The organism is Streptomyces sp. NPDC017940, assembly GCF_044328435.1.
In the GTDB taxonomy this organism is placed as follows: Bacteria; Actinomycetota; Actinomycetes; order Streptomycetales; family Streptomycetaceae; genus Streptomyces.
In genome coordinates, this window is sequence record NZ_JBIRHJ010000005.1 from 328197 (window position 1) to 349918 (window position 21722).

Here is a 21722-nt window from a genome sequence, read left to right on the forward strand (position 1 = left end):
GGCTGGGAGGAACGCCGGCTGATCGCCGTCGCCCCCGCCTTCGGTCTACGTCTGGAGTGGGTCAACGACGAGTCGATGTGCCTGGGCCACCCGCGCGTGCCGTCGCTCGAGGGGTACGACGCCCTGCTGGTGCGCAGCCGCAGCTACACCCGCGGCGGCCTGATCGCCACGCTGGCGGAGGCCGCCGCGATCCGCACGCTGAACACCGCCCGTGCGATCGGCATCTGCCAGAACAAGGCGGCTCTGCGCACGGTGCTGCGCTCCGCGGACATCCCCGTCGTGGACTTCCGCCTCGTCCTCTCCCGCGGGGACTTCGAACGCTGCCTGACGGAACTGCCGCTTCCGCTGGTCCTCAAGCCCGTGTTCGGCGGCATGGGCAGACGCGTCACCCTGCTCCGGCACGCCGACACCGCCCCGTCCGTGTACGACTACGTCGAGGACCTCGGGCACGCCTTCGAACAGGCGTGTCTGGTGGAGCCGTACCTGGGTGACACCTCGGTGCGCTGCCTGGTCGTGGGCGACGAGGTGCTCGGTGCCGTCGAGTTCACCGGCGACGCCGGTGACTGGCGCTCCAACGCGGCGTTGGGCGCCCGGGCCCGCCCAGCGGCCCACGACCCGGACCTGCGCAAGATCCTCGGCGGTGTGGTGTCCGCGCTGGGGCCCGGTGTCCATGGCGTCGACCTCTTCCGGACACCGGACGGGTATGTGGTCAACGAGGTCAATCACGCGCCGGGCTTCAGGGCGCTGGCCTCGGCGACGGGGGTGGACGTCCCCTCGGCCGTCGCCCGCTTCCTCCGGGAGGTCCTCGCGTGATCCGGGCGGGGGTGATCGGCGCCTCCGGGCTCGCCGGGGGTGAACTCATCAGGCTCGTGGCCCAGCACCCCGCCCTGGAGCCGGCGTTCCTCGGCGGTGCGGCCAGCGTCGGCATGCGCATGGGCGAACTCCATCCCGGCCTGCGGATCCATCCGGGCCTGACCGTGCGGCACGTCACCGCGGACATCGCCGACCGGCTCGACGTGGTCTTTCTGGCCACACCCGCGCCCGTCTCCGCGCGGTGCGCCGCGCTGCTCGCGGACCGCGTGGTCGTCATCGACCTCAGCGGCGCCTTCCGGATCCGCGCCCGGCGACTCCATGACCGCTGGTACCCGGAGGTGGAACGCCCCGAGGACCTCGTGGACCGCTTCGTGTACGGCGTGCCGGAACTGGTCGGCGATCAGCTGCGCGAGGCCGCGCTGATCTCCCTGCCCGGTTGCTACGCGACCGCGATCACCCTGGGCCTCGCCCCTCTGGTCCTCGGTATGGGCCTGCGGGCGGACCGGGTGCTCGTGGACGCCAAGGGCGGTTCGAGCGGCGGCGGTCTGCGCCTGCGTGCCGCCGGTCTGCATCCGCTGCGCAGCGGCGCCATCACCCCGTACGCCCCGAACGGGCACCGGCACGCCGCGGAAGTCACGGACTTCCTGCGGCGGACGCGACCCGGCGCGGTCGGTTCCCTGACCATGTCCGCGTACGGCGTCCCCACCGTTCGGGGTCTGCTCGCCAGTCTGTACGTGTTCACCGACCGGGCCGTCGACCGACGTGAGCTGGAGCGGGCCTACCTCCGCTTCTACAGAGGGCACCCGTTCGTGAGAGCGCGGCGGCACACCGAGACGCGGATCCCGGTGCCCGACCCGCAGGCGGTGCTGGGTTCCAACTTCTGCGACGTGAGTGCCTTCGTCGACGAGGACGGGGGCCACCTCGTCGTCCTCGCCGCCCTCGACAACCTCGTCAAGGGGGCGGCGGGCCAAGCCGTGCAGGCGGCGAACCGGCGGTTCGGGCTTCCCGAGGAGACGGGTCTGACGATGCAGCCGGTGATGCCCGCATGAGCGCGACGCCGCGCCGGACGACCCTCTGCGTGATCAAACTCGGCGGCAGCCGCCTCGACACCCTGGACGACCCCTGGTGGGACGATCTGGCCCGCCTCGCACGGGAGCGGCCGCTGATCCTCGTACACGGCTGGTCCCGCCCGCTGCGGCGGCTCGCCCCCCGCCACCGCGGCCCTTCGGCGATCCTGCGCGACCGGTACGGCAACCAGAGCCGCTGGACGACGCCGCAGGTCCTCGACGACATCAAGGCCGTCAGCTCGGCGCTGGGCGAGCAGGTCGCGGAGCGGCTCCACGGCCGCGCCGTCACCACGGAGCGGCTGCTCGGCAGCGAGGGGCTGATCAGCGCGGGCCCGGGCGAGCGCCTGTGGTGGCGGGGCAGGCAACTCGTCGAGCTCGACAACCTCGTCGGTCCCCCCACCGGCGTGCACACCGCGCCGTTGCGGCACGCACGCCCTGGTCACATCCCCCTGCTGACCCCGCTGGCACGCGACCCGGCGGGACGGGAGGTCAACACCGACGCCGATCGGGCCGCCGCCGCCGTCGCCGGTGCCGTCGGTGCCGCGGACCTGGTCCTGGTCACCGACGTCAGCCACCTCGTGGTCGACGGCAGGCCCGTCCAGCGCCTCGGTGAGAGGGCCGCGGCTGACCTGCGCGACACGGTCACCACCGGCGGGATGCGCAAGAAGCTGCGGGCCGCGTGTGAAGCCCTGGAACAGGGTGTGGGAAGGGTCGTCATCGGCGACGCGCCCGTCACCGCCCTGCTCGCCGCCCGCACCGGAACCCTGATCACCCGAGGCTAGGGAGCGCACACATGCTCCGTCCCCGCGTCCTGCTCGTCGACAACGGCACCCTGTCCCTCCCACAGCTGCGCCGGTGCCTGGAGGACCTCGGATCGCACACGGACATCGTGGACGCGGCGTCGGTGCCCTCCCGGCTCCGGGGCCGCCATCAGGCGATCGTGCTGAGCGGCGCCAAGGTGCGCGCCCATGACCGCGAGCACTACAGGCCCGTCGTCGACCTCGTCATGGCCGCCGACGTGCCCGTGCTCGGGATCTGCGGCGGGATGCAGGTCCTGGCGGTCGCCGCGGGCGGCCGGCTCTCGGTGGGACCGGGACGGGTCGGACGCAGCGAGGTGGCGGTCGACATGGAGGATCCCCTGTTCACGCACGTGCGGCCCACGGTCACGCTGTTCCAGCGGCACACCCTGTACGTACGGCGGGCCCCCGAGGGCTTCCGCGTCATCGGCCGCTCCGCGCAGGCGCCCGTGGAGTTCCTCCGCTCCGACGACGGCCGGCTCCTCGGCTCCCAGGCCCATCTGGAGTACCGGCCCGACGGGCGGGAGATCCTGCGGGGCTTCACACGGTTCTACCAGTAGACGCGCACCGCCGGGGGCGTCCGTGCGCTCCGGGCGGGCTGCTTTCTCGCACAGTCACCCACAGGGGCCGCACAAGGCACCCCGAACACCAACTCGGTACCCCACTCGAGTGAGTCCCGATTGGTACGCATCGCCTCGGGCATGCCCTGTTCGGCGTGGTGACGAAGACCGGACGGCCCTGCCCGCAGCAACGGGCGGGCCCTACCCACAGCAAGGAGACAGCACCCGATGTCGCAGACTTCCGCACGGATCCGCCAGACCGGCCTGGCCGTCGGCGCCGCACTGCTCCTGTTCGGCTCCTTGGGCTTCAGCCCGCAAGCGGCGGCTCCGGGCGAGTTCGAGTACCTCAGGGCGGACAACAACCGCCCGGACACCATCTCCGACCCCTCAGCGGGCTGCAAGTCGATCCCCGGCGGGGCCGCCAACGCCAGCAACCGCACGGCCTTCACCGCTACCGTCTACAAATCCCCCGGCTGCGGCTCCGGGAAGATCCAGGACATCGACCCCAACGGCGGGACCTGGAACGGCGTGCCCCTGACCGTCGCCCAGTCGGTGAGGTTCAGCTGAGACGCCGGTGACCGGGCGCCATTCAGCCGGGGCCTTGCCGAGTCCGGTCTCCGTGAGCCCGCGGACCACGGCATCCCCCAGCGGCAGACCCCTCGGCGTCTTCGCCGCGGCCGCCGCGGCAGCGCACGCGCCACTGCGCCTCCGGCCTGTTCGGCAGGGCCGGAGGCGGTCTCGGCTTCCCCCGCCGCGGTCGAAAGAGACAGGAACAGGACGCGACTTGGCGGTCTAGCCCTCCCGCAGGCGGACCGTCGCGCGTCCTGACGCCGGATCACGTTCCAGCATGACGTAGCGGCTGAGGACGGCGAGGGCGACGAGGCAACCGCTCATCTCGAAGCCCTCCTCCACGATCGTTCCCAGCATGAGCGAGGTGCTGTGGCCGTTCGCGTGCGACCAGCCGTTGATCGCCTCGATCACGAGCGCTCCGCCCAGATACACGGCGAGGGCGCCGAGCAGCCCGTACCGCAGGTCCCGCGGCAGCTTGCGCGCCCACAGCACCGCGCACACGGTGCCGACGACGGCGAGGACCGCGCCGGGCAGCACCCAGGCGTGCGTGGGCAGCGAGCCCCCCGCCCACTCCTTCCACGACTTGCCGACCTCGCCGAGGCGTTCGTGCAGCGAGACCGTCTCGTCGATGCTGAGCAGCGCGGTCGCGGCGGCGAGCCCCAGCCAGGAAAGCCGGCCGGGGCGCACGTCGCGCCCGCTGAGCAGCGCGGCGGTCAGCGCCATCCCCGTCACCGCCAGCAGCAGCGTGCTGTTCCACCAGGTGGCCAGGTTGGCCTCGACGTCGACGTTCACCAATTCGCGGACGGTAGGTATGGGGTCGTAGTGGTGGTAGGCGCGCGTGGCGAGGTCGGCGACGAGTAACGCCGCGGTGGCGCCCGCGGCTGCCCGCAGGACGCGGTGGGCCCTCAGTCCCGGGCGCTCCACCACGAGTTGGTCGTGGGTTTGCATATCGGTCATGCGTACGGAGGCTAGCGTCTTGACCGGAACCCGAAGCGCCCGGGGCACCGCGCGGGGTGCGTATCCGGACGTCGGCAGCGGCTGCCGGTGCGAGCCGCCGTCAGCCCGGTGTCAGCGGCGGCGGGGAGCATCTGGCGCCGTCATGCCCGCGTCCCGGCGGGCGGAGCCGGGGGCCCGGGCCGCCGGGCGGGGCACTGTGGTATCTGAGGGTGTCGTCGGCCTACAGCGGGGCGGTGCAGATCGTCAGCGTCCTCAGCGGCACGTGCATGGCCGTGGCGGACTCCGGCGCCGGCAACGGGAGCGCCGTGGTGCAGTCGGACTGCGGTGACCAGCCCGGCACGGCACGGCGCTGCGCCAGTGGACGTGCGACCGCCAGCCCGGCGCGAACTTTGTCCAGGGGAACTTCCGGGGGCTCCAGGGGGGCTGGATCCACATCCGCCCGGGCAGCGCCGGGCCTGTGCATGACCGAGGGGCGCGCCGGGTTCCTCGACGTCCCGGTCGCCGTGCAGCGTTGATGCCGACGGGAGGACTGCCGTGGTCCGCAGTCCTGAGCGGGTCGTCACGTGAGTGCGGTGAACAGCTCGTCACGTCCGGCGGCGCCGGTCTTGCGCAGGACCGATTTGATGTGGTCGTTGACGGTGTGCGCCGACAGGGACAGCCGGCGGGCGATCTGTTTGGGCGGCGTGCCGTCGCACAGGTGGTGGACGACTTCGCGTTCGCGGGTGGTGATGCCGTACCAGTCGCAGAACGACGGCAGGAGATGCTCGCGCGCCGGTGCGTGCAGTACGACGGCCACGTCGCCGTCGCCGTCGCCGCCTTCGCCCTCGCTCTCGCCTTCGCCATGGCCCTCGCCATCGAGGAGTTGGGCGTGGCAGCCGATCCAGGTTCCGTAGGGGGCGGCCGGGCCGATGAGCAGTGGTGGACCGGTGCCGTGGCCGCGCCCGTGGGCGCGGGCGTGACTGGCCAGGCCCGCGAGGAACGGGGGCCCGGCCCACTCCGGCACCCCGCAGGCACGCAGCCGCTCGTGCCAGGCGTCGGCCTGCGGGGTGCCGGCGCGGACGCCCCCGTCGGGGCCCACGATCACGATGCCCGGGGGCGGGGCGGGGGCGGCCGGGGTGAGCGGGCCGCCGATGACGTACGCGCGCAGGAACTCCCGTACGACAGGACCGAGACGGGCGGCGCGGCGGATGTCGTCCTCGTCGAAGGTCCGGCCTCCTCGGGAGCGCAGCAGCGCGAGGAGCCCCCAGACGCCGCCGCGCGCGTCACGGAGCAGCACCCGGAGTTCGCAGCCCACACCGAGGGCCGCCGGCGTGGGGTGGGGTGACGGGTCCTGCTCGGCGGCAGCGGTGGCCCCCACCACGCCGACGGGGAGCGCCAGCCGGGCCAGCAGGTGGGCGGGGAACGGGTCCTGTCCGCCGTAGAAACGGTGCATCAGGGCCTGTCCGAGACCGGGTTCGACGCGGTGCCAGAAGCTGAACGCGGGGATCCCGAGGCCCATGACGGGGCTGGTGGCGATCAGGCTCGACGCGTCGTGCGGCACGATCGGGGCGATCCACCGCGAGAGCACGGCGGCCAGCTCGTCGACGTCGGCTCCCTCGCGCACGGCGGCGAACAGTTCCCGCCCCGTTCGGTCCGCCCGTCCTGCCACCCGAGCAGTGTGTCCCATGCGGGTGTCGGTCAGCAAAGGTGCCTGAGGTAGATGTCGGTGACACGCCGCGGGTGCCGGGGTACGAGGTTCGTGGCGTCCGACGCGAAGGCCACCTGGCATCCGCCCCTGGCCGGGGCGGCGCCGTCCGCCCCGTGGTCGGGAAAGCCGCCGTCCGCGGCGACACTGACCCGCCGGTTCGCTGCGGGCCCCTGCCGCCGCGGGTCGCGCAGGTGGACCGCGGCCCGGCAGTCCGGTTCGCCGGTGGCGCAGGCGGCCGTGGTGTGCGCGACGTACCGGCGGTATCCCCTTCGCCGATGCCGTCAGGGGCCCTGCGCCACGACCCGCGAGGCCGGTGTGGCGGGCCCCTCGACGCAACCGCATCGCCGGGGCGCCCACAAGGGAGCTTTGCGCCTGCCGCCGGTCGTCGGCCGGGGGGCGGAACGCCTCGTTGCGCGATCAGCCCCGGTCCGGAGCCGTACCGGCCGGGGCGGGCGGGCTCCGCCGAGCGCGATGTGCCGGGTGCGCATAGGGTGCCGCCCATGACGCAAGGCGCCGACGAGCTCGACAGCCTCGTACGCAAACGCATCCGCGCGCTGCGCGTGGCCCAGGGCTGGTCCCTGGAGGAGCTTGCCGTGCGCGCCGGGCTCAGCCAGTCCACGCTCAGCCGCATCGAGAACGGGCAGCGCCGCCTGGCCCTGGACCAGCTGGTGACCCTCGCGCGTGCCCTCGACACCACCCTCGACCAGCTCGTCGAGACCGCGGCCGACGACGTCGTCCGCCACCCGGTGGTCGACACCGCCCACGGCCTGATGCGCTGGCCCGTCAGGGCGGAGCCCGGCATGACCGTCGTACGGCGGCACATGACCGACCCGCCGCCCGACGATCCCTCGCGCATGCGCGCCCACCCCGGCCGCGAATGGCTCGTCGTCCTCTCCGGCACCGCCACCCTGCTCCTCGGCAACCGCCGGCTGCGCGTGGAGACCGACCAGGCGGCCGAGTTCCCGACCATGCTCCCGCACGCCATCGGTGCCGAGGGCGGACCGTGCGAGATCCTCGGCATCTTCGACCGCGACGCCCGGCGCGGCCACGAGCGCGGCGACGAGGCCGGGCAAGACGCTTCCGCGGCGACCTGACCGCCCTCGCGGGGCCGTTCAGTGCAGGGCGATGTCGGTCCTGGACGTGACGTTCAGCTTCCGCATGATGCGTGCCACGTGGTGTTCGACGGTACGGGTGGAGAGGACCAGGCTCTCGGCGATGTCCCGGTTGGCCCGGCCCTGGACGACCAGGTGGGCGACTTCCTGTTCGCGTGGGGACAGCTGGCTGCCGTAGCCGAGCCGGCCGCGGCGGTGGGTGACGACGATGTCGTGGCGGCGCAGCAGCCGTTGGCAGCGCGCCACGTCCCAGCGTGCGCCCAGCTCCCGATAGGTCGCGAGCACCCGGTGGATGTCGTCGGCCGCGGTCTCGCGGTGCCGGTCGAGCAGGCAGCGCCCGCGGGCCTCCGCCGCCCTGGCCGCGTCGAAGGGCCTGCCCAGCCTCAGCCACCGGGCCTCCGCGTCGGACAGCAGGACGGCGGCCTCGTCCGGCCGGTCGTCGGCTTCGGCCAGCAGCGCCCGGCACACGGTCAGGGCCGTCGCCGCGGCGGGCGCGTCACGGTCCTCGGTGGCGGCCGCGAAGGCGGCGACGAGCCGTTTGGCCCGCGCGGTCTGGTCGCTGCCGTGCAGGGCCGCCACGGCGGTGGGCGCCACCTCCCCCGCCCACACCCAGCCGCCGGTGCGCTCCAGCAGGTCCAGTGTCTCCCCGAGGGCCTCGCAGGCCTGCCCCGGCCTGCCCGCCTCCAGGTGGATGCGGGCAGTGGCCGCGGCGGATGCGGTGAGGATGACGCCGGTGTCGTAGCGGGTGATGCGGGCGGCCCGCGTGAGGTCGTGGCGGGCCCGGGGCACGTCGCCGAGCACGTGCAGCGCGGTCAGACCGCGGACCAGCATGGCCTCGGCGGTCAGGTCGGGTATCTCCTCGTAGAGCCGGGTGGTGAGGTCGGCGGCCCGGTGCAGTCCCTCCCAGCGGCCCTCGTGCCAGGCGAGCACGAGACCACCCGTCCGGTGCAGGCCTTCGAGGTACGGGCTGCTGCTGTCGGCGAGCCCTGCGGCGGCCCGGTCCAGGAACTCGTGGGCCCGTTCGCCGTATCCGAGGGCGGCGGCCGCGTGCGCCAGGTTGGTCCAGCCCCGGGTCTGGTGCGCGGCCTCCATCGCCGTCGCGGCCAACGGGCGCAGCGCCTCGGCGGCGGCCCAGGCCCGCCGGTCGCCGAACAGCATCAGGGCGGTGGCCCGGTTGGCGGCGACGGCCGCACGCGCGGCGGGCTCCACGACCTGTCCTTCGAGTTGCTCGCAGCGCGCGAGCCAGTGCTTGTGGCGGTCGATGGGCCAGCCCTTGAGGGAGGGGATGGCCGCGACCGCCATGGCGCGGACGGCGGTCTGCGGGTCGGACGTCTCCAGGTCGGGGATGGCGCGGGCCACCTCGTTCAGGCTGTCGAGGGCCCCTCCGCTCTGGTTCCGCAGGACGACGCTCAGATGCAGCCGGATCTCGCCGCGCAGCCGGGGCGGCGGGTCGTCCTCGTCGAGGACCCGCCGTACGGCGGCCACCACCTGCTCGCCCGCGCGGGCCAGTTGGGCGGTGCGGGCCAGCTTCGCGGCGGCGCGGACACGGCCGTCGGCGCGTGGGTCCTCGGTGACGGCCTGGGTGTAGAGGCTGGTCGCCGTGGCGTAGTCGCCTGCCGCGGCCGCCCGGTCGCCGGCCGCGACGAGACAGCGCAGGGCCGCCCGGACCCGTCCCGCCTCCCGGTAGAGCCGGGCCAGGTCGGTCAGCGGCAGCGGTCCTGCGCCCCCGTGGTGCAGCGCCCGCGCCGCGCGCAGACCGAGCCGGGCCCTTCGCGGCGCCGGCACGTGTGCCAGCGCGGTCCGGTGGTCGAGGGCGCTGCGGAAGGCGGGGCAGGCGCCTTCGACCCGCAGTGCCGCACCGCGCAGGCACTCCTCGACGGCTGCCTCGGCCCGCAGGGGCTCGAATCCCGCCACGTCGGCGAGCACCTCCACGGGCACCGCGAGGCCGACGACGGCCACCGCGTCCACGATCCGCCGGGCGTCCTCGGTCAGCCGCTCGTACCGGTGGGCGAACTCGCGGCGCACGCGCGGCGGTACGCCGGCCTTCCGCACGGCTGCCAGCACTGTTACCGGTTCCGCCCCCGGGTCGTGCTTCCCCGGCGCCGGTGTGCCGGGATAGGGCGCGGCCTCCGCACGGCTCTCCCGCAGGAGTTCCGCGGCGGACCGCAACAGGGCCGCGGCCGCTCTCGGCAGCCCGCCGGTCAGCTCGTGCACCGGGGCGGCCAGGTCCGTGTGCTCGGGGAGGTGTGCGGGGAGGTGTGCCTCCATCCAGCGCCGTACGAACTCCCCCGTCTCCGCCGGGGTCCAGGGCCGGACGCGGATCTCCTCGACCACTGCTCGCGGCGGGGCGGCGAGGACCGGTAGGCCGGGCGAGGTGTCCTCGGTGACGACCAGGCGCAGCCCCGGTGGCATCGCGCCCAGGAGGCGGTGCAGCAGGCTGAGGGTGGCGGGGTCCGCGCGGTGGACGTCCTCCACGACCAGGACGGTGTCGCCGCACGCCGCGAGCAGCGCCCCGACGGCGCGCGGCAGCAGCCCGCGCCACACCTCCGGGTCGGCCGCCGACAGGGGCGGGGGCGGCAGCCGGTCGGCGATTTCGGGTACGACGATGCCCACGACCCCGGCCAGGGACGGGAGTCCGGGGCCGGGAACGCCGGGCCGGTGGGGCAGCCCGGCCAGCGCGTCGACTAGGGGCCCGAACGGAATCACGTCCTCCGCGTCGGGGTCCGCAGTGTGGGGACATCGTCCGCGCAGCTGCGTCCATCCCACGAACTCCGCCTGGCCGAGGACCTCGTCGACCAGCCGGGACGCTCCCGCCCCCGCCTCCGCTCGCACCACCGCTAGGCCCGGCCCTTCCCGCAGCGCCCGCCGCAGCCGCCGGGCCTCCTCGTGCCGTCCGACGAACCCGTTCCAGCGGGTCGTGGGTGTGCCGCGCGCGTGTGTGCCGTTGTGGTGTGTGCCGTCGTCGTGCGTGCCTCCGTGGCGCGTGCCGTCGTCGCGCGTGCCGCCTCCCGCAGTCGGGGTGAGTTTCTCCACGGCTGTGCCTCCCACCCTGCGGTGTGTGGTGCGTACGTGGTCTACCGCTCGGACTGCCCCCGTCGCAATAGGGGTTCACCACCTACGCAATACCGCCGCCCCGCGGTGCCCACTCTTTGGGTAGCGCGTACGGATTGCTGGGCCCGGCCCGCGTGGCCGAAGCTCTGGCCGGTCCGGCAACGCCGTTCCCACCCCCACACCCGTGCCCGGCAGTCGCCTGGCGGGCCCGGACAGCTCTCAAGGGAGAAACCATGAAGCCAGACGTCCGCGCCTTGCGGCGTGTGCTCGCCGTCGGAGCCAGTACCGCCCTGCTCGTCGGGGTCGCAGCCACCGTCGGCGCCGCGGCGTCACCCGTGCCGCCGGGCGACGGCGACGGCCGTATCGTCGGCGCGGACCGCCCCGGCGCCGTCGACGGCTCCTACATCGTCACCTTCGAGGACTCGGTCGCCCGCAAGGACATACCCGGCGCCGCGAAGTCGCTGGCCGCGCGGCACGAGGGCAGCCTGCGGTACACCTACACCGCGGCCCTGCGCGGCTTCGCGGTGCGGATGTCGGAGGGCGAGGCCGAGAAGCTGGCCGCGGACCCCTCGGTGGCCCGCGTGGAGGCCGACGCCGCGGCGTACGCCGTCGACACCCAGACCGATCCCCCCTCGTGGGGCCTCGACCGGGTGGACCAGCGCGACCTGCCGGTGGACAGGAAGTACACGTACGGCACCACCGCGTCCAACGTGAACGCCTACGTCCTGGACACCGGCATCCGCATGAGCCATCGCGACTTCGGCGGCCGCGCCGTCAGCGGCTACGACTTCATCGACAACGACTCCAACGCCTCTGATTGTCAGGGGCATGGCACTCACGTGGCGGGGACCGTCGGCGGCGGCTCGTACGGCGTCGCCAAGGGGGTGAAGCTCGTCGGCGTGCGGGTGCTGAACTGCCAGGGCAACTCGGGCAGCACCTGGGCGCCGGTCCTCGCGGGCATCGACTGGGTCACCAAGAACGCGGTGAAGCCCGCCGTGGGCAACATGAGCATCGGCGGCGGCAAGACCCAGTCGGTGAACGACGCGGTGGCGACCTCCATCGCCTCCGGTGTCACCTGGGTCGTGGCGGCCGGCAACAACAACGCCGACTCCTGCTCCTACTCCCCCGCCTCCACCCCCGCGGCCATCACCGTCGGCGCCACCAACAGCCGGGACGCCCGCGCCACCGGCTGGAGCAACGGCCAGGGCTCCAACTACGGCTCCTGCCTGGACATCTTCGCCCCGGGCGACAGCATCACCTCCTCGTCCAACTCCGGTGACAGCACCGCGCAGTCCATGAGCGGTACGTCCATGGCCTCCCCGCACGTCGCCGGCGCGGCCGCGCTGCTGCTCTCCGCCAACCCGTCCTGGACCCCGGCCCAGGTCCGCGACAAGCTCGTCGCGGACGCCACCTCCGGCAAGGTCACCGACGCCCGCTCCGGCTCCCCGAACAAGCTCCTGCACACCGGCGGTGGCGACACCAACCCGCCCACCGGCAAGAAGTTCGAGAACGCCGACGACCACCAGATCCGTGACAACGCCACCGTCGAGTCACCCCTGACGGTCACGGGCGTCACCGGCAACGCGCCCTCCGACCTGGCCGTCACCGTCGACATCCGCCACACCTTCCGCGGCGACCTCAAGGTCGAGCTCGTCGCCCCCGACGGCACCGCCCACCTCCTGAAGGACTACAACAGCAACGACAGCGCCGACAACGTCCAGGCCGCCTACCGCGTCGACGCCTCCGCCGAGACCGCAGACGGCAGCTGGAAGCTCCGGGTGAGCGACAACTGGACCAACGACACCGGCTACGTCGACGCCTGGTCGTTGCAGTTCTGACCCGCACCGCTCCGCCCGCCCGGGGGGCGGGCGGAGCCCCAGGGTGCCGACCCACGCTCGTTGCCGCGTGGGTCGGCACCCGCTCACGCGGTCCCGCTACCGCAGGTTTCCCGCGTCGGGAGCGGGACGGCCGCGTTGCAAAGTGGCGGATTTGCGGTGACTCGGGGTCACCAGTGCCCGAGCAAAGTCCGGGGTCCGATCACGTCGGCCGACGGAGAGAAGAGCGGGAAGGGCCGTCAAGAGTTCATAACAGTCATCATCGGGACAGACGGAACATTCCTCTGCCCTATCCCATTGCTCTATGTTTTACTACGAAACGCGGAACTCCACGTGCCATTTCCACCGGCGTGTTCGTCGTCTGGCCGCACCCCGACTTCGGCGGCCAGCCGCGCTGCTTCGAGGGCAACGATCCGGATCTCCGGAACATCGGCTGGGACGACTCCGTCAGTTCCATGCAGAACAACACGGGCCACGCGGTGAAGATGTATCCGCACGCCAATTACACCGGCACGCCGTACTTGGCCAAGGCGCACAGCGAGGACAAGAGCCTCATCAACAACAATTTCGACGACAGCGCGAGTTCCATTCTCTTCTGGGCGTAGTCGGGCGGCAGGCTGTTCCTGTTCCGCACCGCTGACGCCTCTCCCCGCTCGCGCGGAAAACCACGAGTTCCCGCGGGTGGAGGCGTACTGAGTGCTGATACGCGGCTGATACGCGGCTGATACACGGCCGAGCCCTCACGGAGGCACCGCTCCGCCCCAGCGGAAACCGGCATCGCGCAGAGTGGCCCCGGTGCGTCGGCGCGGCGCACTGTACGGCGGAAGGGCCCCGCGCATGCCAGGACACCCCGGCCGGGAGGCACCGGAGGCCTCGCAGGACCGTGACGGCATGATGGAGGCCCCTGCCACCCCCTCGAACAGGCCGGAGACGATGTCCCACTCAGCTCAAGGCGCCGGTGCGGGCGCTGCCGCTCCCGCGCCCGTCACGATCCTCCTCGTGGAGGACGACGAGGTGATCCGCAGGTCGGTCGCGATGGCCCTGGAGCGCTACGGCTACCGCGTCGTCACGGCCGAAGACGGTCTGACCGGCCTCGAACTGTTCCGTGACGGACGGCACGACCTGCTGCTCCTGGACGTGATGCTGCCGGGCCTCGACGGCATCGGCCTCTGCCGCCGGATCCGGGAGACCGGCACGGACCCGATCCTGCTGATGTCTGCGCGCGGCGACGCGCTGGACGTCGTCTCCGGCCTGGAGGCGGGCGCCGACGACTATGTCGTCAAACCCGTCGACACGGCCGTGCTCGTGGCCCGGATCCGTTCACTGCTGCGGCGGGCCACCTTTGCACCGGCTGCCGCAGCCCCTGCTCGACCGGGCCCGACCGGCCGTCCGGACCGGGCGGACTCCGTGGCCCGACTCGCCCCGCCCGCCGAGCCCGACCTCTCCGGTCCACCCGGTCCGCCCGGCCGGGCCCCGCGGCCTGCCCGGCTCGTCTTCGGGGAGCTGGCCATCGACACCGGCGGCCTGGAAGTGACCCTGTCCGGCGAGCGGGTCGCGCTGGCACCCACCGAGCTGCGGCTGCTCCTGGAGTTCGCCGCGAACCCCGGCATCGTCCTGGACCGGCAGACCCTGCTGCGCAACGTGTGGGACTACGGCTGGGACGGCGACACCCGCGTCGTCGACCTGTGCGTGCAGCGGCTGCGGAAGAAGATCGGGGCCGAGCGGATCGAGACGGTCCGCGGCTTCGGCTACAAGCTGCGCCGCTGACGTGGCATCCGTACGAGGTCTGCTCCACTGGCGTTCGCTGCGCTGGCGGATCGCCCTGCTCGTCGCCGTCGCGTGCGGCGCCATCGCGCTGACCGTAGGTCTCCTGGTGCACCGCAGCACGTACGAGCGGTCCGTGAACGACGGCGCGGCCAAGGCGTACTCCGCCCTGGAGACCGCCCTCGCCCCGACCGGCCCCGACGACGTGAGCGGCCTCGCCCACACCCCCGAGGAGATGCCGCCGGACCTGGTGCGGGAGCTGCGCGCCCGCGGGGAGGCCCATGTCTTCGACGAGAGCAACCACTATCGGCCGAGGATGTGGGCCGGGCGGAAGCTGCCCGACGGTCGCCTTGTGGCGGTGTCCGTCGACATGACTCCCGACCAGCTCAGCCGCGCCGCCCTCGACCGGCACATGTGGAAGTACTCCCTGCTCGTCCTCGCCTTCGTCGTACCCCTGTCGGCCCTGGCCGCCGAACTGCCCAACCGGCGGCTGCGGCGCGTGGCACGCACCGCCCGGCGCATCGAGGCGGGCGACCTGGCCGCCAGGACGGGGATGCGCGGCCGGGCGGGCGACGAGATCGCCGAGATCTCGCGCACCGTGGACTCGATGGCCGACAGCCTGCGGGACCGCCTCGTGAACGAACAGCGGTTCACCGCCGATGTCGCGCACGAGCTGCGCACGCCGCTCATGGGCCTGGTGACCTCCGCCGAACTGCTCCCGGAGAGCGAGGCCACCGACCTGGTCAGGGACCGGGTGCGGGTCCTTCGTACCCTCGTCGAGGACCTCCTCGAGATCTCCCGCCTCGACGCGGGCGTGGAACACGCGGAGCTGCGGCCCGTGCCCCTCGCGGACTTCGTCGCGGAGTCGGTCGCCCGTACCGGTCTGGAAGCACGGCTGACGGTCCGCGGCGCGCCCGTCGACGTCGACACCGACCCGCGCCGGCTCGACCGGATCCTCGCCAACCTCGTCGTCAACGCCCATCGGCACGGCCGCCCTCCGGTCGACGTCGGCGTCGACGGCACGACGGTCGTCGTACGCGACCACGGCCCCGGCTTCCCGGACAGCCTCCTGACGGACGGGCCGCAGCGCTTCCGCACGGGTTCGGCCGAGCGCGGCCACGGCCACGGCCTGGGGCTCACCGTCGCCGCGGGGCAGGCGCGCGTCATCGGCGCGTCGCTGAGCTTCGCCAACGCCACGGACGGCGGCGCCGTCGCCACGCTCCGGTTGCGTTCGGGCTGAGGGCAGCGGCTCGCGGCTCGCGGCTCGCGGCTCGCGTCGAAGGCTGCCCTTCAGCCGGTGGCTGCCCTCGAACCGACGGCCGCCCTCGAACCGACGGCCGCCCTCGAACCGATACACGGCGGATGACGGCCCGAGCGGTGCCTGACCCACGGCGACGGGCTCGCGGAGATCTTTCCCGGCCAAGGTGGTCGACGTACGAACGCCGCACGTCGACCACCTTGGAAGTGCCGCCCCATGTGCCTTGTCCGTGTTCCTGGCTCGCGTGGTCCCCGCCACATGAGACCAGCCCTCCTCGCCGCCTGCGCCATGGTCGTGATCCTCGTGGCCGTCCTCGGCGCCTCTCTCGTGCCCGGAGGCGAGGGCTCGACGACCGCCCGCTCGGTGCACTCTTCCGCCCGGTCGCTGCCCTGGCCGCGACACGGCCAGACCAGCGTCCTGGTCGAAGCCTCGGCGCCCGTGGTGACCTGGGTACGAGGGGCGCGCAGACGCCGGTGCCCATCGCCAGCGTCACCAAGGTGATGACGGCGTACGTCATCCTGCGCGGCCACCCCCTGCGGGCGGGCGAGCACGGCCCCGACATCACCGTCGACCAGCAGGCGGCCGACGAGTCCGTGTCGGGCGTGGAGTCGAGTGTGCCCGTCAGGGAGGGGCAGCGGCTGAGCGAGCGGCGGTTGCTCGAACTCCTGCTGATCCCTTCGGGGAACAACATCGCCCGCCTGCTGGCCCGCTGGGACGCGGGCTCGCAGGAAGCGTTCGCCGACAAGATGAACCGGGCCGCCCGCTCCCTCGGCATGCGCCGCACCACGTACACCGGCGCGAGCGGCCTGGAACCCACGACCACCAGCACGTCCGCCGACCAGCTCACATTGGCACGGCAGGTCATGCGGGACCCGACGTTCCGCTCCATCGTCGCGATGCCGGACACCGTCGCTCCCGACCGGTCCGGCCGTATCCCCAACTCCAACGCGCTCCTGGGCACGGACGGCGTCATCGGTGTCAAGACCGGCTCCAGCACCCCCGCGGGCGGCAACCTGATGTGGGCGGCCACCGCGCCCGACGGCGGCGGACGTGACCGTCTTGTCCTCGGCGTCGTGCTCCGCCAGGAGCCGGACACCAGCCCCCGACAGGGCCTCGAAGCCGCCTTCACCCACAGCAGCGCGCTGATCAAGGGCGTGCGGCAATGGCTGGGGGCCACCGGGCCCGGGGGGCGGTGAACACGATGGCGACGACGCTCGGTACTCCTCCCGTGCCACCGCCGCACTCCTCTGCACCGGGGCTCGTACCCGTAGCCGAGCCAGGGGCCGGTCCTGAGGACGAGCCCGGCAGCGGCACTGGTACCACTGGCTCCGGCGACGGCAGCGGCAGCGGCGCCGGCGCCGGTCCCGGCAGGGGCGTCTGGCGACGCGGCCGGATCGTCGCCGCTCTCGCGCTGTCCGCCGCCTCGGTGATGTGGGCGCACCCCCACATCCCCAACCGGGCAGGTCACCTAGGCAGCCTCGTCGAGACCTTCCTGCCCTGGACGGGTCTCGCCGTGCCGCTCCTGCTGCTGTGCGCGCTGCTCCGACGGTCGGCGACGGCCGCCGTGGCCGTCCTGCTGCCCGCGGTCACCTGGTGCGCACTGTTCGGCGGGACGCTCGTCGACAAGCGGACCGGCGGCGGGGACCTCACCGTCGTGACGCACAACGTCAACGAGCACAACGCGCGCCCGGCGCACACGGCGCGCGCCCTCGCCGTCTCCGGTGCCGACGTGGTGGCGCTCGAGGAGCTGGGCGACACGGCGATACCGGAGTACGTCAGGACGCTGACCCGCACCCACCCCCACCACTCGGTGCAGGGCACGGTCGGCGTGTGGAGCAAGTACCCGATCGCCGACGCCCGACCGGTCGACATATCGCCCTGGGTGCGCGCCATGCGCACCACCGTCCGCACCCCGAAGGGTCCGGTCGCCGTTCTCGTCGCGCACCTGATGTCGGTCCGCTTCACCGTCGCGTCCGGTTTCACCACGGACGCCCGTGACGCGGCGGCGCGTCGCCTCGGCGCCGCGCTGAGTGCCGAGACGCTTCCCCGCACCGTGCTCATGGGGGACTTCAACGGCGTCTTCGAGGACCGGGCGCTGTCCGCCGTCACCTCGCGGCTGCGCTCGGCCCAGGCCGAGGCGGGCGCCGGGTTCGGCTTCACCTGGCCCGCGTCGTTCCCCGTAGCGAGGATCGACCAGATCCTGGTGCGCGGCGTGGACCCGCGCTCGTCCTGGACGCTGCCCGCCACCGACAGCGACCACCTGCCGGTGGCGGCCAGGCTGAAGCTGTGAATCCACGGGGCCGCCGGGTCCGAGGACGCCGAACGGAATCCGTACGCGGACGCAAATGCCACGTTTGACAGCGGATGTCGGGGCAAGCCGTACCGAAGAGAGCGCTGAACGGAATCGCTGAACGGTCGGAGCGACCGGAGGGGAGTGGAGCGTGGGGCATCGAGGGTCCGGGCCGCCCCCGGGCGGGCACGGCAGCACCCGAGATGCGCCCCGAGCGCACCACCCCTAGCGTGACAAACAGCTGTAAACCGCATCAAAGGAGTTACCGTGGGCGACAACGCTATGGACAAGGCCAAGGGCAAGGCCAAGGAGATGGTCGGCAAGGCCACCGGGAACGACCGGATGAAGACCGAGGGCAAGACGGACCAGGCCAAGGGCAAGGTGCGCGACGCCACCGACAACGCGCGCGCAAAGGCGGAAGGCGTCCGCGACTCCCTGAGTGACCGCGACGACGACAACCGCTGACGTACGCCACAGGTGCCGCTCCACCCGACGCGGGTGGGGCGGCACCTGCGTGCGCACCGGCGCCGTAGCGGCGCCCGTCCCGCTCCGGCGCCGCGCCCGCTCAGTGACTGAGCAAAGACCCCCTGTCCGCGTCCGCTTCAGCGCCCCGCGGCCACCGCAGCGGCGAGCCTCGGCGCCGCGAACCGGGTGCCGGCGGTGAACCGCATCAGGGGGCCGAAGGTCGCGGCCGCCGTGACACCGATGAAGTACAGCCCGGGCACCGACGACTGGAAGCCCTCGTCCAGCTCGGGGTAGCCACCGACGCGGGCCAGGACCGCCCGCAGATGAGGGGCCAGGAAGTCCAGCGCGTCGACCCGGACGCGGTAGCCGGTGGCCGCCATGACGTGTCCGGCCGTCAGAGTCCGGGTCTCCCCGGCGGTGTCCCTGAGCGTGAGGACCAGGCTCCCGCCGTCCTGCCTGGCGGCCGTCACGCGTTGGCCGAGGAAGACCGGGACCGCGCGTTCGAGGCGCTGTTGGAGCCACCAGGCGCCGAAGGGGCCGACGGCACGCCTCGCCAGGTGAAGCCGGGCCGCCGCCGGCAGCAGGCGGAAGGCGGCGGCGTGCCGCGGCAGCGCGTAGAGACCCCACGAGCGCCCCAGCGGACCTGTCGGCCGCCAGTGCGGCGGAGGCGACGGGGCCCGGCCGAAGACGAGGTGGGGCGCTCGCACCAGGAGCCGGACCCGCGCACCCGCCTCGTGCAGCAGCACGGCGCCTTCCTGCCCTGACTGGCCGCCGCCGACGACGACCACGTCCTGCCCGGCGAACTTCGCCGGGTCGGCATGGCGCGAACTGTGCGACACGAGCCCCTCGCCCACCCATGACGCGAGCGGCGCGGGCACGTACGCGAACCCGTGCGTCCCGGCGGCGACCACCACGGCGTCGGCCGACACCTCCTCCTGCGAGCTGAGCCCCAGGCGGTAGCCCCCGGGCCGCCGGTCCACCCGCAGGACCCGCACGTTCTCGACCCCGGGCACCGCTTCCTCCGCGAACCAGCGCCCGTACCGCACGAACACCTCGACGGGCACGCGGTCGTCACCGTCGAGGCGGGTCTCCCCCGCCTCGCGGCAGTAGTCGGACAGGGTGAAGCCGGGTTCCGGAGCGGAGAGCACCGACGCGCCCGGCGGGGATTTCAGCAGCATGCCCGCAGGCATGTTCTCGACCCAGCTCGCCATCGGCGAGCCGAAGATCCTGACGTGCAGACCATGCCCCCTGAGGTGTGCGGCGGTCGACAGGCCGTAAGGGCCCGCCCCGATCACAGCGACGGTCTTGGTCATGCGCCCCTCCCCCGTCAGTCTCACGCCTGCCGCGCCGGGACGGCCGCCGCTTCCCCGTGGATATGGGACGGTCATGACGGATTCATGGGAGAGGCATGACCACGGCGGGCGCCGCGGAGCCGAGAGCCGTACGGCTCGCGGAGCCGAGAACCGTACGGCTCGACGGCCTCGGGCGAAGCTCATGGAGGGCCGTTCCTGACCCCGCGGTAAAACCCGCGAGTAATGTTCGGGGCACACCGGCATTCGCACGCTCGGACGGGCAGCACTTCGCGGCACATTCCCCGTGGAAGTGCTTTGGACCGTACTCCTCGTTCGGTGCACGGTCAACATCTTGCCTACCTTTCGGGGCGAGAGTAGATTCCCCCGCCAAGCACCAACCGGAATACCCGTCGTTGCACATGCTGAAATGCCTCCGTTGCGCATGGCGAAATCTCGGCGTTGCACATGATGAAATCGTCTCAGATGGCAGGACGAGGATGGCGAGCAGCTGGCCGTCTGTGCTTCTCTGAGCCGAGCCGAAGCAAGGATTCCGCTACGGTTTTCTAGCGGTTTCTTTGTGTTTCCTTGCAAGGGAGGACATGTGATTGCCGTTCGCAGGAACGGGCGACATTTATGCATCACGCGCTCCTCCCGCGCCGCCTGTGCGAAGTGTCGGCAATCCGCATCGGAGCTTGATGTCCGACGCCGGGACGAGAGGCTGTTACGGGCGGCGTTCATCATTTCGAGCAGTGGGGACTGGATATTCCGGTTCGCGTTACCCGTCCTCGTTCTCCAGCTGACCGGCTCGGCCGCGTCGGCCGCTTTGACCTATGCGGTCGAGTTCGTGCCGTTCGTGGTCATCGGCCTGTTCAGCGGAGTCGTCGCCGACCGGGCCGACCGGCGGAAGCTGATGATGGCGTGCGATGTGGTCTCCGCGGCGATCGTCGCCGGGATCGGCGTGCTGTGCCTCGTCGATCCGCCCGCGGTCCTGGTGATGGTGGCCGCTTTCCTGCTGGGGTGTGTGCGGCCGTTCTCGTTCCCCGCGTTCCAGGGGTTCATCACCGAGCGCGTCGCCAAGGAGCGGCGGGCCGCGATGAACGCCTGGGTGCAGGGCGCGGACGGCACCCTCGGCATGCTGGGCCCGGTCGCCGGTGTCGCGGTCGTCACGCTCCTCGGGCCGACCGCGGCGAGCTTCGTGAACGCGGCGTCGTTCACCGTGTCCGCCCTGCTCATCGGGGCCACCGCCGTCCTCGGGGCGGGGCCGCGGCTGCTCGCGTCGATCCGCGCCGCGTGCCGCTCCCTCCTCCCGGACTCCGTCGCGGCGCTGCGCATGGTGCGGGCCGAGCGCGCCCTGTGGTGGGCCACGGTCCTGCTGACCCTGGCCAACTTCACCTTTCCCGCCGCGGCGGCCAATCTCGTCTACATCGTGGCCGGGCCCGACGGGCACGTTCCGGCCTCGCTCGCGGTCATAGCCGCCGCCCAGGGACTCGGCGCGGCGCTCGGCGCCGCCGTCTCGCCCGTGCTGTTGCGGAGGTTCGCCCCGGGCACACTGATGGTGGCGGCCATGGGCGTGAAGGCGCTGGCCCTCACGCTGCCCGCGCTCCGGCCTGGCGTCGGATCGCTGACCCTGTGCTGGTTCGTCGTCGGGGTGACGACCTCCACGTTCATCGTGCCCTGGCGGACCTATCGGCAGGGAGCGGTCGATCCGGAATTCCTCGGCCGGGTGGTGGGCTTGCAGCGCGCCATCCCTTTTTCAGCCGTTCCGGTGAGTTCTCTGCTCGGCAGCTGGCTGGTCGTCGAATTCGGGGTCACCGCGCTGTTCACGGCCATCGCGGCCGTCCAGGCGCTCGTCTGGCTCGGCACCCGCCTCTCACCGCTGGGGAGAGCCGACGACGCCGCCACATCCGGATACGGAGCAGCGGGATCCAGAGCCACGGGTTCCGGTGTGCCGGAGGGGGCGCCGGAATCCGGGACGGTCGAATCCGCCGCGATCGAGTCCCACGCGGGGGAATCCGGCGCGGCGCGATCCAGGGCACCGGGTTCCGGTGCGGCCCGGCCACCGGAAACGCCGACTGCGCAGCATGTCGCATAAGCAGCCCTGAGGTCCGGTCCGCACTCCGTACGGGCGGCTCGCGCCGATATCATGGGCACGTCAAGTCCGCCATTGTTCGCCGTTATCGGTCACGGAAAGGTGTGAGTTGATG

18 protein-coding genes are annotated in these 21722 nt (G+C 72.8%); 14 read left to right on the plus strand and 4 right to left on the minus strand.

The genetic code is table 11. The features are described 5' to 3' along the window. The first annotated feature begins 18 nt into the window (after positions 1 to 18). The 5 genes from ACH4DX_RS19500 to ACH4DX_RS19520 all read left to right on the plus strand — a co-directional run bounded on the left by ACH4DX_RS19500 (position 19) and on the right by ACH4DX_RS19520 (position 3804). A complete protein-coding gene (locus ACH4DX_RS19500; protein ID WP_398156223.1) occupies positions 19 to 813 on the plus strand; it encodes a RimK family alpha-L-glutamate ligase in 795 nt (264 codons plus the stop codon). Then, positions 810 to 1862, plus strand: coding sequence for an N-acetyl-gamma-glutamyl-phosphate reductase (gene argC, locus ACH4DX_RS19505; RefSeq protein ID WP_398156015.1), 1053 nt, complete (start codon positions 810 to 812; stop codon positions 1860 to 1862). The genes ACH4DX_RS19500 and argC overlap by 4 nt, the downstream gene beginning before the upstream one ends. Beyond that, the gene (locus tag ACH4DX_RS19510; protein WP_398156016.1) at positions 1859 to 2662 is read left to right on the plus strand and encodes an acetylglutamate kinase; all 804 of its coding nucleotides are present in this window, start codon (positions 1859 to 1861) and stop codon (positions 2660 to 2662) included. The genes argC and ACH4DX_RS19510 overlap by 4 nt, the downstream gene beginning before the upstream one ends. Before the next feature lie 11 nt (positions 2663 to 2673). Next, the gene (locus tag ACH4DX_RS19515) at positions 2674 to 3237 is read left to right on the plus strand and encodes a type 1 glutamine amidotransferase (RefSeq protein ID WP_398156017.1); all 564 of its coding nucleotides are present in this window, start codon (positions 2674 to 2676) and stop codon (positions 3235 to 3237) included. Between the two features lie 228 nt (positions 3238 to 3465). Next, positions 3466 to 3804, plus strand: coding sequence for a hypothetical protein (locus tag ACH4DX_RS19520; protein ID WP_398122388.1), 339 nt, complete (start codon positions 3466 to 3468; stop codon positions 3802 to 3804). 225 nt (positions 3805 to 4029) lie between these two features. Here the strand turns inward: ACH4DX_RS19520 and ACH4DX_RS19525 are convergent, their stop codons facing one another. Both ACH4DX_RS19525 and ACH4DX_RS19530 read right to left on the minus strand, forming a co-directional pair. Continuing rightward, positions 4030 to 4764 (minus strand): hypothetical protein, encoded by a 735-nt coding sequence (locus ACH4DX_RS19525; RefSeq protein ID WP_398156018.1) that lies wholly within the window; start codon positions 4762 to 4764, stop codon positions 4030 to 4032. 559 nt (positions 4765 to 5323) lie between these two features. After that, positions 5324 to 6412: a LuxR C-terminal-related transcriptional regulator gene (locus tag ACH4DX_RS19530; protein WP_398156019.1), complete on the minus strand. Its 1089-nt coding sequence runs from the start codon at positions 6410 to 6412 to the stop codon at positions 5324 to 5326. A 539-nt stretch (positions 6413 to 6951) separates the two neighbouring features. Here ACH4DX_RS19530 and ACH4DX_RS19535 point away from each other — a divergent pair. Next, positions 6952 to 7545 carry a helix-turn-helix domain-containing protein gene (locus tag ACH4DX_RS19535; RefSeq protein ID WP_398156020.1) on the plus strand — a complete coding sequence of 198 codons (594 nt, stop codon included), beginning with the start codon at positions 6952 to 6954 and terminating at the stop codon, positions 7543 to 7545. 18 nt (positions 7546 to 7563) lie between these two features. Here ACH4DX_RS19535 and ACH4DX_RS19540 read toward each other — a convergent pair whose 3' ends face one another. After that, a complete protein-coding gene (locus tag ACH4DX_RS19540; protein ID WP_398156021.1) occupies positions 7564 to 10596 on the minus strand; it encodes a LuxR C-terminal-related transcriptional regulator in 3033 nt (1010 codons plus the stop codon). 251 nt (positions 10597 to 10847) lie between these two features. Between ACH4DX_RS19540 and ACH4DX_RS19545 the strand changes: the two genes are divergently transcribed. From ACH4DX_RS19545 to ACH4DX_RS19575, 7 genes are all read left to right on the plus strand, one after another. Beyond that, positions 10848 to 12452 carry a S8 family serine peptidase gene (locus ACH4DX_RS19545; protein WP_398156022.1) on the plus strand — a complete coding sequence of 535 codons (1605 nt, stop codon included), beginning with the start codon at positions 10848 to 10850 and terminating at the stop codon, positions 12450 to 12452. 347 nt (positions 12453 to 12799) lie between these two features. Continuing rightward, positions 12800 to 13054: a peptidase inhibitor family I36 protein gene (locus tag ACH4DX_RS19550; protein WP_398156023.1), complete on the plus strand. Its 255-nt coding sequence runs from the start codon at positions 12800 to 12802 to the stop codon at positions 13052 to 13054. A gap of 328 nt (positions 13055 to 13382) precedes the next feature. Next, complete coding sequence (locus ACH4DX_RS19555; RefSeq protein WP_398156224.1) at positions 13383 to 14216, plus strand: response regulator transcription factor; 834 nt, start codon at positions 13383 to 13385, stop codon at positions 14214 to 14216. A gap of 1 nt (position 14217) precedes the next feature. Continuing rightward, positions 14218 to 15453, plus strand: coding sequence for an ATP-binding protein (locus ACH4DX_RS19560; RefSeq protein ID WP_398122380.1), 1236 nt, complete (start codon positions 14218 to 14220; stop codon positions 15451 to 15453). 491 nt (positions 15454 to 15944) lie between these two features. Next, entirely contained in the window at positions 15945 to 16667 is a 723-nt protein-coding gene (locus ACH4DX_RS19565) for a D-alanyl-D-alanine carboxypeptidase family protein (protein WP_398156024.1), read from the plus strand. A 233-nt stretch (positions 16668 to 16900) separates the two neighbouring features. Next, a complete protein-coding gene (locus ACH4DX_RS19570; RefSeq protein WP_398156225.1) occupies positions 16901 to 17761 on the plus strand; it encodes an endonuclease/exonuclease/phosphatase family protein in 861 nt (286 codons plus the stop codon). Positions 17762 to 18028: 267 nt separating this feature from the next. Then, positions 18029 to 18226 (plus strand): CsbD family protein, encoded by a 198-nt coding sequence (locus tag ACH4DX_RS19575; RefSeq protein ID WP_398122377.1) that lies wholly within the window; start codon positions 18029 to 18031, stop codon positions 18224 to 18226. A gap of 137 nt (positions 18227 to 18363) precedes the next feature. Here the strand turns inward: ACH4DX_RS19575 and ACH4DX_RS19580 are convergent, their stop codons facing one another. Beyond that, entirely contained in the window at positions 18364 to 19539 is a 1176-nt protein-coding gene (locus tag ACH4DX_RS19580; RefSeq protein ID WP_398156025.1) for an FAD-dependent oxidoreductase, read from the minus strand. A 580-nt stretch (positions 19540 to 20119) separates the two neighbouring features. Here ACH4DX_RS19580 and ACH4DX_RS19585 point away from each other — a divergent pair. After that, entirely contained in the window at positions 20120 to 21610 is a 1491-nt protein-coding gene (locus ACH4DX_RS19585; RefSeq protein ID WP_398156026.1) for an MFS transporter, read from the plus strand. Positions 21611 to 21722: the final 112 nt, after the last annotated feature.